Origin of the sequence: Legionella cherrii (assembly GCF_900635815.1) — a bacterium.
In the GTDB taxonomy this organism is placed as follows: domain Bacteria; phylum Pseudomonadota; class Gammaproteobacteria; order Legionellales; family Legionellaceae; genus Legionella; species Legionella cherrii.
This window is the reverse complement of the sequence record NZ_LR134173.1, coordinates 2,215,274-2,228,205: the sequence shown is the minus strand read 5'-3', so window position 1 is coordinate 2,228,205 and position 12,932 is coordinate 2,215,274. Positions and strand designations below refer to the sequence as shown.

Genomic DNA, 12,932 nt, shown 5'->3' with positions numbered 1-12,932 from the left:
AAAAGCGATATTATCATTAGACAACTGCTAACGCCATCTTAAGAGATAACCATGCTTGATTTTAAATTGCTACGTGATCTGCAAACAGGAGAACAATATATTGAAACTTCTCTTTGTGGTAAACCACTCCTTACTACGCCCCAATTAAATAAGGGTACAGCATTTACTAATGAAGAAAGAAAAGAGTTTGGACTTTTAGGTAAGCTTCCTCATCGAGTTGAAACATTGGATGAACAAGTCAAACGCGCCTACTTACAATATTCGAGTTATACCACACGGTTACAACAAAATATTTATCTCAATAACTTACATGATAAGAATCAGATCCTTTTCTATAAATTAATCAATCGGCATTTAGGTGAAATGCTGCCTGTAATATATACCCCTATAGTAGGAACCGCTGTAAAACGCTTTAGTCATGAGTACAGGCAGCCGAGAGGATTGTATATTTCTCATTCAGATAAAAATCAAATCGATGAAATATTAAAAAATCGATCCAATCCTGAAATTGATGTAATAGTGGTTACCGATGGAGAAGGTGTTCTGGGGATTGGGGACCAAGGGATTGGAGGCATGGATATTCCTGTTGCCAAACTGATGGTTTATTGTTTATGCGGCGGTATTGAGCCGACCCGTACCCTGCCAATTTTTCTAGATGCAGGTACAAACAACCAAGAGCTTCTTAATGATCCCATGTACCTGGGCTGCCGCCATCCACGAATTAATTCAGCAGCATACGATGAATTCATTTCAACCTTTGTTCATGAAATTCACAAACAATTCCCCAATGCCTTTTTACACTGGGAGGATTTTGGTCGAGGCAATGCACGACGCATTCTGGATAAATTTCAAGATCAACTGTGTACCTTTAATGATGATATTCAAGGTACTGGTGCGGTGACATTAGCTGCTTTATTGGCGGCATGCGATGTAACCGGTTCAAAATTACATGAACAACGTATTGTGGTATTTGGCGCAGGATCGGCAGGAACAGGGATTAGCGATCAGATTATTGACGCTATGGTTCGCGAAGGACTCAGTCATGAAGAAGCCTATCAACGTTTTTGGCTCATAGACCGCCAAGGGCTATTACTCAATACTGACCCTGACCTAACTGAGGCACAGAAATGCTATGCTCGTAACTCCAAAGAAATTGAGGCATGGGCTATCAATGAAAAACAACACCCTTCACTGACTGATACTGTAAGACATGTTAAACCGACTATTCTTATCGGTTGTTCTGCTCAACCAGGAGCATTCTCTCAAGACATCATTGAGACGATGTCCATTAATTGTGAACGCCCTATTATATTTCCATTATCAAATCCTGATGAACGATGCGAAGCGAAACCTGCAGATATCTTAACATGGAGTCAAGGACGGGCATTAATTGCTACAGGGACAGCGTTTCCTGCTGTTGAATACCATAATCGCATGGTACAAATTGCTCAATGCAATAATGCATTGGTTTTTCCCGGGATAGGCTTGGGAGTACTTGCTGTTAATGCAACAAAATTAACAAAGGAAATGATTCTGGCTGCAGCACATGCATTATGTAAATTTGCACCGAGTAAAAAGGAAAGTTATTTACCTTTATTACCTTCTCTAGATGATGCCCAAACTGTTGCTAAGGAAATAGCAGTAGCTGTAGCACGTTGTGCAATCGATTCTGGCCTTGCGCAAAAAAACCATGACGCAGATTTGGAGAAATTGGTAGCAGATATGTTTTGGGAACCAAGATATTTGCCATTTAAATTGAAAAAAAATTGATTCTTGGTGCACAACGAGCCAACGTCATCCCTAGTGCAACGAGAGATCTCCAAGCTGTAGCATCTTATTTATAATAGGAGATCTCCCGTTGCACTAGGGATGGCCCCCCTCCCCCATTTCCCTCATTTTTTAACCGAATGCATACTCAGGATTTGCAAGAAGCTCCATACTTCTTGGTATAGAAGCGACACGTAAAGAGGAATTGAGTTGGATAATCCCAAGGCCACCAGTATTTTTCCGACCTATAGTTAAATCAACTTTAAGTAATTGGATTACATTCCCATTTTCATATTGATAATTAATCTTTAAAGGAAGGGTTAGTGTCCATGTATTGTCCCTAGATTCAACAATTTGTATTTTTCCATCTATTTGGCTTGTTGCCCTTAATTTTTTGGTTTTAAATGTTCTCATGTTGCCTGATTTTTCCAAGGAACTTATAAACTCATACCAAGCCTGCTCGGTATAACAAGACTGCAATTTCTTCAATTGTAAATCTATGGCCTCGGAGTCAAAATTAAACGATTTTGTTACAGCATACTGAGCCCAATCCGATATAATGTTTTCATTGATTTCATGAGTTTCAGCAGAAACTTTATAATCACAATCAATCAACTCTGCTTTCTTTTGTTGTTCTGCTTGAACTTGTTGCGCTTTTTGAACTGGGTCAATGTTCTTATTGGATAAATGAGTCACTGCTGTATTTGCGTTAGCGGGATCATTAAGGGTAGCAATAATTCGCGCAATACCAAAATCACCAGAAGGTTTACGCTCCATGGTTAAATCAACATTCAAAAATTTAATTACTTTAATTTGTTTGTTTTGATAAACAACTTGTAAAAGTAACTCCATATTCCATTGATTATTTCGTGTTGCAATGAGTTTTGTTTGACCACTCACCTTACTGCTCATCATAAGATTTTGTGATTTGATTGCCTCAATGTTTCCTGATTTATCTAAAGCATTCTTAAAGTGCTCCCAACCTTTTGCTGTATAACAAGATTTTAATTTCTGTAACTGAGTATCTATAGAATCCGAGTTAAAATCAAAAGATTGGATTGCGGCATTTTCAGCCCATTTTTTAACTAGTTCTTCATCGATCTTGGTGATTCCGTCCGGAACTTTGAATTCACAATTGATAGCCTCTGGGGTCTTTAGTAGTTCAGAAGTAGTGTTAAAAATTATTTTGGGGACCTGCGTGGCTTGCAAAAGTTCGAGAGCTTGTACAGGTTGAATTTTATTAGTCTGTTGCATGGAACCAGGTCGCTGGTTAATGGAAGGGATATGCGCATTGGATACCAAAACTTCAGCATGATTGAAAGATGAGGAATTAACACTAGGAATAGCGTTCGTTTTTAAAATGACAAGCTCACCACTGTTTTTCCTGCCTATGGTTAAATTTACATTTAATTGAGTAATTTGATTTTTATCATTTGGGTGGACTAGTTGCATGGGGAAACTAATATTCCATTGATTTTTTTTATTTTTGGCGAGTTGACGTTTCTTGTCTCTCTGTTGGCTATCTAAATTTTGAGTTTTCAGCGTTTCTATTTTATCTAAATGTTCTAATGCAACCTTTAATCCAACTGCACCTTGTTCTTTCAAATAGGTGAATAACTGAGGCAATTTTGTATCCACGAAATCTGATTTAATAGCAAGCAACTGATTTTGAGCCCATTCAAATCCATTGGCTTTGGAAGGATTTGCTATCGCTACAACTTCCTCAGGATTTTTATCAATAGAAGCTAAATTTACTGGCTGAGCTTCCATTGATTTCTTATGATTTTGTACCTGATGTTTTTGTAATTGAGGTCGGGTCTTTTTTGCATCATCGCGCACTGATTTTAGACATAATTTGGGCAGGTTTAGTGCTTTATCTAGTTCAGAAAAAGATTTTATTGGAGCCCTGGTGAATAACGAAGTGAGAAACGAACCAACCGTTTTTTGTATGTTTTCAACATTATCCATTTGCTGAGTTACACTCAAAGAGAAACCTTTCATTGCTTCTCTTATTGTTATTGCTTTTTGAGATAACGGGGCAGCACGTGGTGTTGCGACAATTTGAGCTATGCCGAGTTTAAATGCGTTTCTCCAGCTGATAACTATGTAAACATTAAGGAAATGCGTCACCTCTTCTTTATCATTTTTATAAAAAACTTTAATGGGCACATTCATTTGCCACTGATTTTCCTGAGTATCAATCAATTGAACTTCCCCATCTAAGCTGCTGCTCACCATTAGATTTTGAGTTTTAATTGAATTAATATTTTTTGAATCGTGTAATGCATTAACGAAACTAGTCCACCCATTTTTAGTATAGCAAGCTCTTAAATTTTTTAACTGGGTATCAAAAGACTGAAAATCAAAATCAAAAGAATGGAGCACAGCATATTCGGCCCACCTTACAACCAAGGCTTTATCAATTTTTTGAGTGTCACCAGAAATCCGATAATCACAATTGATTCCAACTGATTGCGGCTTTTTTGATGTCGTGTTCTTTTTGGGGTTAGTTGTGTCTGCTTTTTGTATCCCTTGATGAGATTTGAAATTCGTAGATATGCTTTCAGAAAGAATAGCTGGAGTTTGTGCAGCATATATTGGAACCATGCTTAAATGAAATAATGCGCCACAAACTATAATTTTTTTCATGAGAGAACATCCTTATTATTATTATCCAATTTCTCTTTCTTATTGTCTGATAATTATAGTTAACACTCTGAATCGGACTATTCTAATAAAGAGTGTATTAAACAATACAAAAATTTCAACATGGCTGAACTTGTGCAAGAGAGCCCAAAACACTCTTGTTGCCCTTGAATGTTGAGAGGCTTTGTTAGATAAAAAAATCAGATCAAATTATTTTTTTATTTCTCTTTCATAAGTTGGATGTTCAGTGAAACGAACTCACCATTAATTCTTATCAGTTTTTTACAAAATTCACTTTAATTTTTTTAACTGTTGCAGTATCAGGCTCCCAAGAACGAGCATATTTAAGAACAATCATAGTACTTGCAGGATAACTTTTCCCTTTCTGTAATTCAAAAGTAAAATGCATTTGCCCACCAGCCCCAATAAGATTAGTCTTTGGCTTTTCATAAGTACTGTTGCTGAGGATTAATAAATTTTTATCAAAACTAACTACCTTCCATTGAAATCCTGTAGTTGGATTAGCAGGTAACGTCACTACAAAATTAGAATTATTCGCATTCACTTTCATAGTAGAAGTATCATTTGCATAGCTCATCATCGAACAACTGAGAAGTAATAAACCAAGCACAGTTTTCATTCACCAGCTCCTTTTGAATATTCTACACATCAGTTTAGCCTATTTTACCAGTTTCTGTGATTCTTTTATCCAAAGCAATGCATTGCTTAAAATATGATTCTGACTTAAATGATAAAAGTTAGGGTAGCATTCCGACTGATTTTAACTCATTGACTGTATTCACAAAATTAGATACCCTGCGCGAAGTTAAATCATCGAGAGGATTTTATGTTTCATTTAATTGGCTGGTATGAAATAAGCGACATATTAGATTTAAATGATGAAGCAGAAGATGAAAATTACCTCTCAGGAATTATGCAACGAGCGGTGAGTAAGTACCGAGAACGTCCTGGGTTCTTTACTCCATATCAAAATGGCAATGAGTTTGCGGGAGAATTAGTGGCACCGATTTGGTATCCTTTAGCTTCTACAATTGGTGCCGCTCTTATGGCATTTACCGCACTCATTGCCGCGTGTTATTTCGTAGGCTTCCTATTGTATGGTCTGGCGTCAATTATAATGATGAGTGCTGAACATCGTAATACAGCATTAGAAGGCATCGCAAACAGCCTCACTCTTGAAGGTTTAACACTTCTTGGGACTGTCGCTGGTGCATTACTAACCGTTCTTAGTATTCCTCATAGCCTTCTTTCTATCGTTACTCGCTCAACTGTTACAGTCGTTACAGGCACAACTGACTGTGGTGAAGACAATGATTCATTTCTCATTTATCGATAAAAGTGGTATGGCCCCCTAATACCCTGCAGCCAGGGTTCCGTAACTGCACTTGGCTAAAACTCTCGATTCCATAATTTTCAATATAAATCTTGATCTTAAAGCATAGAAAAGCGATTATTTTATCTTTTGAAATCAGAGTTAGGAGCGCGAGTGGAATACGAAACCATGGAATTTGATGTAATCATCGTCGGTGCAGGACCGGCGGGGTTATCTGCCGCGATTAAATTAAAACAATTGGCTTTAGCCGCTCAAAAAGAATTATCAGTTTGCATTCTAGAAAAAGGGGCTCAAATCGGGTCTCATATTCTTTCCGGAGCAGTTTTAGAGCCGAGAAGTCTCAAAGAGCTTCTTCCAGAAACTTGGCAAGATGCACCTTTAGATACCGCAGTAACTGAAGATCTTTTTTATTTTCTTACTAAAAAAAACGCCTACAAGCTTCCAACTCCTAAACCGATGCATAACGAAGGCAATTATATTATTAGCCTAGGTGAGCTTTGCATATTTCTCGCGCAACAGGCAGAATCTCTGGGTTGTGAGATCTATCCTGGTTTTGCTGCCGTTCAAGCACTTTATAATGATCAAAATCAAGTGATTGGAGTTGCAACCGGGAGTGTAGGCCTCGACAAAAATAAAGAAAAAACAAACAATTACCAGCCTGGAATGCATTTACTTGCGAAACAAACTTTGCTCGCTGAAGGATGTCGAGGACAGCTTAGCCAAAGCCTAATGTCCCGCTATCACCTTAGGGATAAAGCCAACCCCCAAACTTATGGTCTAGGTATAAAGGAAATTTGGCAGGTTCAACCAGAACAACATAGACCTGGAAAAGTCATCCATACCGTAGGCTGGCCAATGGATCACGCAACTTATGGTGGTTCATTTCTATATCATTTGTCTAATCATCGTGTTGCCATTGGCTTTGTAGTGGGCTTAGATTATAAAAATCCATGGCTAAGTCCTTTTGCTGAATTTCAGCGTTTTAAAACACATCCATTGATACAACCTGTTTTAACTGGAGGTGAGCGAATCAGCTATGGTGCGCGAGCCCTGAATGAAGGGGGGTGGCAATCGCTACCCAAACTTACTTTTCCTGGTGGTGCATTAATTGGTGATGCAGCGGGGTTCCTTAATGTTCCTAAAATTAAAGGAATCCATACAGCCATGCAATCAGGTATGCTCGCAGCAGAAGCATGCTTCGAATCTTTACAACAGGATCACCCCACTCCATTTGAGCTCACCAACTACCCCCAAAAAGTCAAAAACTCATGGCTGGAAAAAGAGCTTTATTCAGTACGTAACATAAGACCAGGGTTCAAATACGGCTTGATTCCTGGTTTGCTCAATGCCGCACTGGAAACTTATATCACACAAGGCTATTCTCCATGGACCTTGAGAAATCATGCCGATTACAATACCTTAATTCCAGCAGGAAAAGCCAAGAAAATTGACTACCCTAAACCTGATGGAGTTCTTACTTTCGATAGGCTTTCATCTGTTTTTTTATCCAACACCTATCATGAGGAAAATCAGCCCTGCCATCTTGTCTTGAAAAAACCTCAATTGGCAATAGAGGTCAATTTAAAAACTTATGCATCACCTGAGGGTCGTTATTGCCCTGCAGGAGTATATGAAATCATTGAAGAAGAAAATGGCCCTAGATTACAAATCAATGCTCAAAATTGCATTCATTGTAAAACCTGTGATATCAAAGATCCGCGACAAAATATTGTCTGGCATGCACCTGAAGGAAGCGGTGGGCCTAATTATTCTGGGATGTAAGCGCTCAGACAGGTTGGGTTGTAAAACCCAACCTGCATTAAAACCCTACACACTGAACAATTTCACAAAAAAAGTGTCATTTTGATAGTGTTTTTTTCATCATTCTGCATCATAATTCGCCCTTCATAAAAAATGAGTGGAACAGCCTTAGGCTGTTGGCTTTAAATAATATCAATTTTATCGAAGGGAACCCATGTCCAAGTTAACGAAAATACTTAAAAAAATACAAACTAATTTAAATAATTATTTAGCTGATCCAAAGCAAGTAGACTTATTGGCTGAAAATATTGGACTATTTGAAGAGATACCTAACTCCTATTTAAGAAAACTCTACAAAAAAGTATCTGCTTTTGACTTATTGGAAAATAACCAGGCTTTATTAACGATGGCGTTCAGCTACATTCATTATGCACTTGCAAAAAAAAATAATAGCAAAAATCTTAATGATCTACTGAATCTTTGTAGCAAAGCAAGTGCTTGTTTTCAAAAAATTATTAATTACACCGCGATACTTCCTCCTTCCCTCTTAAATAAAGAACACTCAGAGCATCTGCTCATTGCGAACTTTCAGCTGCATAAGATTAAATTTCTTCAAGCTGAAATGCGGCTTTTTTTTATTTTAAAGAACAATTTGCAAAATTCCAGCTCAGAACGAGAAGAATTAACAGATATTATTGCTGAATATACCCATTTTAAAAAAATTCTGGCTAAGAGATATAAAGATCGCATTCTCCGAGAGCAACTTTCAATTGACAGTACACTCCTAGACTCAATTCAGGAAGGGCTTAAATCAGCACGAAATTTACTCGATAGCCCACCGCCACAACAAACAGCAAAACGTTATCACCTTGAAACCGATGATAGTCATGCAGATACAGAACATTTATCCGATGCAAAGAAGAAAAAGGATGATACAAGGGATCAAACCAGTGCATCCAGTTCCGAATCAAGACATTTTGAGAATGAAGATACACCCGAATTGAGTGGTTTGGAACTTTTAAGTACTACTGCCACTGATATAGCTTCCATGATGATGGATGATGAGCAGATTAACGTGTCATCGATGCCGCAACCTAATCTTGCACCGCAAATTCATTTGCCACAACCTATTTTGGCCAAAGCTACAGAAGGCAGTAAACTGTTTTTAAATGAATTCAAAAAATGGGCTGACGCATATTTCTATTCAAGAACTGAATATTCAGAAGGTAAAAAAGCTGAAAAATCTCTAGCAAAAATTGCCCATACTCTATTGTTTGCCGCGATGAATTTAAAGCAAGAAAGTTCAGTATATAAAGGGAAACAATTTAATCCCGCCATTCAAATGGCAGTCCAGCTATTTTTATTAGCAAGTGGCAAGGATGCAGAAACAGCTATCGAGGCGACTGAAAAGCTAAGAGGTTTATCAAAAGAATATTCCATTCTTTTAAAGCCATTTGTTCGTTCATTTGTCCATACGCCATCCCCTGAAAAATTTATTCTTCATTTAAGAATGCAATTTAGTACTGAAAACCAATCGAGTGTGTCCTTTTTAGGACTAGAGCTTCAAGATATTATTGAAAAACTATTCAAATATTTTGAAACGGTACTCACTGTTGACGACTATGAACGAGTCACACAATGCGCTACCGATTGTTTGATAAAAGCTTATGACAGGCTAGCTGAGCAGAATTCGTTAACTTCTCCTATAAGAAAATAAATGATTATAAAGTTAGGTGAATCAATCCCTCTGGTTCATCTAACTTCTTTTCATTAGATCTTGGAAAACAATTTTTAGGGTGATAAGCAGCGTAAATACCATCGTTCATATTTTAAATCATACTCCCAAATATCTGACGATTCATCCTGTAGATAGGCATAGAACATGAGCACCTGCTCCTCGTTCATGTTCCAACCAAAGCCTCAGTTCAATAATAAGATTTGTTTGCATTACTTCTTTTTCCCATGACTTAAAAAACTCTTAACGAATTGTACTTGAAACTCAATTTTAGCCATGCCGTCAAGAATATAATCTGCACTTTTTTTCAGCTCTTCATCAATAAATAAAGTTCTTGCTTCATTTAAATAAAACGCCAACTCCTCCAAAAGCGTCTTTTTGTCTTTATTTTCTTCTGTATAATCACGCAACACTCTTCTGCATAAAGAAACATCCAAAGGAACTTCAATATGCACGCATAAATCGATATATTGTCCGGTCTGCTGATGCAAACGTCCTAAAGGTGAATCAAAAATAATAAACTCAGTCGGTTTCAATACCTCATGAGTTATAGGGTGCACAATAGAGTTTCCTGATCTCAATACCTGGAGAACCTGCGCAAGTTCACAGTAATTCCATTCTTGATAATCTTGTCCGCGTTGATGCCATTCAACATAATCCTCTGGAGCGATTGAAATTGCATCAAACTCATCCCAACTAATGATTACAGCATCTAAATCTTTTGCTAGAGCCGAAGCTAGTGTTGATTTACCTGCACCGGATACCCCACTAATACCAAGGATCATTACCATAAGATACCCTCAAAAGTTTAATGGCTATTAAAAAGCATCTGCTTATTATATTCTAAATTTGGGGTTAATCTGGTATTTGGCATATAGATAATAAAAGCATTTAACTACTCTAAGGACGGCAAAATGTTTGATTCGTTCCATTTACAAGGTGTAGAAGCTTTTAAAAGAGGCGAGTATATACAAGCAAAAAAACTATTCCTCCAAGAAATTAATCTAAATCATGAAAGTCCAGAAACTTATTTTCTTTTAGGCAAATCATGTTTTTTGTCTGATGAAAAAAACGAGGCGATTTCCTATTTGAACCGATTTTTTGAATTAACTATCAAAATAAAAAATCGGGGAAACTGGTCTGATGCATTTGATCTTCTAGGACAGTGTTATGCGGCAAACAACCAGAATGAGGTAGCGATTACATACTACTTTGCTGCGATTGAGAATGACTTTAATTGTGTGTCAGCACGACATAATTTGGGATTGAGCTATATGAAGCTGGCTCAAGATTATCTCAAGTCCAATTTACAAAATTGCTTTATTTTACTTAGGGACGCACAAATTGCACTCATTTCAGTCCTGGAACTATGTAGTGATAATCCTAAGTTTTTACATACCGCCGCAAGTTGGCATGAACTATATATTCATCTATTAAATCAATCATCAGTAGGAAAATATACGCAAGAGGAAATCAGCATGCACTTTATGTGTGCCATTCACTATTATCGTGAAGCCTTAGCTCATTGCCCGAAGGAGGATTGCGCACTCCAAAAAGTGATTACAGAAAATCTAACTGAATGTTATGTTCAATTTGGTCATCATCTGTATCAAAGTAAAGAATATGTAAAAGCACAAGAACTCTATTCCTTAACTCTTGAATTGGATCAAAGTCATATTCCTGCACTCAATCAAGCAGGTATGTGTTCCTTCAAGCAAGAGATGTATACGGAAGCAAGAAAAAAGTTTGCCATGATTCTTGAGCAAACCAGTGACAGAAAGGTTCAAACTAATGCTTGGTTAAATATGGCCTGTTGTTATCGATTGGAAAAAAATTGGGAAAAAGCGGAACAATCTCTCCTTAAAGCACGAACATTAGCTCAGATAATCTCGAAATCGATGAGGAAGTAGAGAAGCTAAAGCAAGCAAAATCTCAAGCATTGCTCGTAGTAAATACGAGCACCATTTTTAGTATTAAACAAGATAACAATCCCAGCTTGGCCTTTCCTAATACTGGTAGCTTTCATCTAAATTAAGAAATCAAGTATTTTTTCTGTGCAAACCATGCTATCGAGTCTCTATATAATTTGTTTATATTTTAGGTGTTGACTAAAAGCCAACAAATCCGATCAATTTATATATGGCATTGCTATTATTTTGCTCTAATGACAAAATATCAGGCAAATCAACTTTTTTTTACATCAAATGAGAGAATGGTTACAGCGTTTTTATACCCAAAATCATAACATCACCTTAACTTTAAACGGTAAAACTTTTAAAAAAACCGATTGTGAACGAATTGGAGGGGGTTCCGAAAAACATGTCTATAAGATTAAAGACACAAACCTATGCTTTTTTGTTCCAAACAAAGGTTGGATTAATTGGGATGACAAAATTCGCACGGAAAAATTCCTGCTTGATCAAATCACGGACTTGGGATTAAAAACACAACGATTTGAAATTGCTCCTATCGAAATACAAGAACCCGGCAAGCCAACCTACACCATTAATGTTCTTGTAACAAAAGATTTTACAAGTCTTTGCCAAGAAGAATCTATTGTCATTTATAACGCCAAAGGGGATCAAAGGGTTATTGGTACACCACCCGATATTATTACCTTAAAAGAACGCTTGAAGGATAAGATTTTTGCACTAAAAATGGTAGAAAATATCATCAATGAATACGCAACTGCATTCACCTTTTCCTTGCCCATTAGCATTTTGGGGTCCTTAGATGATAGCGAACATTTTTATTTTAAATTACCTCCAGAGCAGTCTACAGAACCGCCAGTAATAGGCTTTATGTTTTGGGATGTTGTCTCAGATTTTTCAGGAACAAGTTTACCCTATGTGCCAACTCTGGAAGAATTGAAATCAGGAACCAGGAACAAATCCGACTTTTTTTATGGTCCTCTCAGAGGATTAAGCTTTTTAGCAAATAACATTGCTTGTACCATGTATGAAATGTCCTCTAAAAAACAGGGTGGTATAGAAAATGGGTTTGATTTTGTAAGAGGAATCGAAGAAGATTTAATGCCGGTATTAAACAATGACGAAACTCTTAAAATCGCTCTAACTCAAGCAAGAAAGAAAGGCATTATTTTATTTACTGAACTCTTAAATGAGTTAACCCATATTGAAAATAAAAATGTAAATCCCGCTGGTTTTGTTCAACTGATGAAGTCAGCTCTCTCACTTGAAGAGCCTGATTTACTCCAGCGTGCTTTCAAGATCTACCCTAATCCTAATGATTTGCCCCAAGAACATATTGAGCAAATTATGGCTGAAGCTAAAAAATATGGAAATTCCAGCAATATTGACTTTTTAAATAGCCATCTAGTTTTAGCAAAAGAACAGGCAGAGTTGGAAAAACTAAATGCAAACTTAGAACGTTTAAAAAGCAATTTTATGCAAAAATATGATGCAAAATTGACCTCCGATAAAAACGCCTGGTGTGGTTTGTATTCATTTTTTGCTACCAGCTATGTTAAGAAGGATATGTCCTTAAAAGAGTTAGTTGATCATGCTCAAGGACACTCCAAACAAGGCAGTGGAAAACGCAGTCAGGAAATAATGAAGAGCATGGGATGGTTGAACGAAGATAATGAAGTATGCGGTGAGATAAGGGAATATTTATTGAAAATTTAGAATGTTCATTAACAGCAAGGGT

At 37.0% G+C, this 12,932-nt stretch carries 9 protein-coding genes; 6 read left to right on the top strand and 3 right to left on the bottom strand.

Features of this window, described 5'->3' with window-relative positions; all coding sequences use genetic code 11:
• The first annotated feature begins 51 nt into the window (after positions 1-51).
• On the top strand, positions 52-1,770 hold the full coding sequence (locus EL022_RS09370) for an NAD-dependent malic enzyme (RefSeq protein ID WP_028381929.1): 1,719 nt from the start codon (positions 52-54) through the stop codon (positions 1,768-1,770).
• Positions 1,771-1,899: 129 nt separating this feature from the next.
• Here the strand turns inward: EL022_RS09370 and EL022_RS09365 are convergent, their stop codons facing one another.
• Complete coding sequence (locus EL022_RS09365) at positions 1,900-4,416, bottom strand: DotI/IcmL family type IV secretion protein (protein ID WP_028381930.1); 2,517 nt, start codon at positions 4,414-4,416, stop codon at positions 1,900-1,902.
• 271 nt (positions 4,417-4,687) lie between these two features.
• Positions 4,688-5,053, bottom strand: coding sequence for a protease inhibitor I42 family protein (locus tag EL022_RS09360; protein ID WP_028381931.1), 366 nt, complete (start codon positions 5,051-5,053; stop codon positions 4,688-4,690).
• 207 nt (positions 5,054-5,260) lie between these two features.
• On the opposite strand from EL022_RS09360, the gene EL022_RS09355 reads away from it, so the two are divergent.
• The 3 genes from EL022_RS09355 (at position 5,261) to EL022_RS09345 (ending at position 9,245) form a co-directional block, all read left to right on the top strand.
• The gene (locus tag EL022_RS09355; protein WP_028381932.1) at positions 5,261-5,770 is read left to right on the top strand and encodes a hypothetical protein; all 510 of its coding nucleotides are present in this window, start codon (positions 5,261-5,263) and stop codon (positions 5,768-5,770) included.
• 150 nt (positions 5,771-5,920) lie between these two features.
• Positions 5,921-7,549, top strand: a complete 1,629-nt coding sequence (locus EL022_RS09350) for an electron transfer flavoprotein-ubiquinone oxidoreductase (protein WP_028381933.1) — start codon at positions 5,921-5,923, stop codon at positions 7,547-7,549.
• A 193-nt stretch (positions 7,550-7,742) separates the two neighbouring features.
• Positions 7,743-9,245: a hypothetical protein gene (locus tag EL022_RS09345; protein ID WP_028381934.1), complete on the top strand. Its 1,503-nt coding sequence runs from the start codon at positions 7,743-7,745 to the stop codon at positions 9,243-9,245.
• Positions 9,246-9,475: 230 nt separating this feature from the next.
• Here the strand turns inward: EL022_RS09345 and EL022_RS09340 are convergent, their stop codons facing one another.
• Entirely contained in the window at positions 9,476-10,054 is a 579-nt protein-coding gene (locus EL022_RS09340; RefSeq protein ID WP_028381935.1) for an AAA family ATPase, read from the bottom strand.
• Positions 10,055-10,177: 123 nt separating this feature from the next.
• Here EL022_RS09340 and EL022_RS09335 point away from each other — a divergent pair, with 123 nt between their 5' ends.
• The gene (locus tag EL022_RS09335; RefSeq protein ID WP_241972150.1) at positions 10,178-11,173 is read left to right on the top strand and encodes a tetratricopeptide repeat protein; all 996 of its coding nucleotides are present in this window, start codon (positions 10,178-10,180) and stop codon (positions 11,171-11,173) included.
• Between the two features lie 294 nt (positions 11,174-11,467).
• Positions 11,468-12,910, top strand: coding sequence for a hypothetical protein (locus EL022_RS09330; RefSeq protein ID WP_028381937.1), 1,443 nt, complete (start codon positions 11,468-11,470; stop codon positions 12,908-12,910).
• The last annotated feature ends 22 nt before the right edge of the window (positions 12,911-12,932 follow it).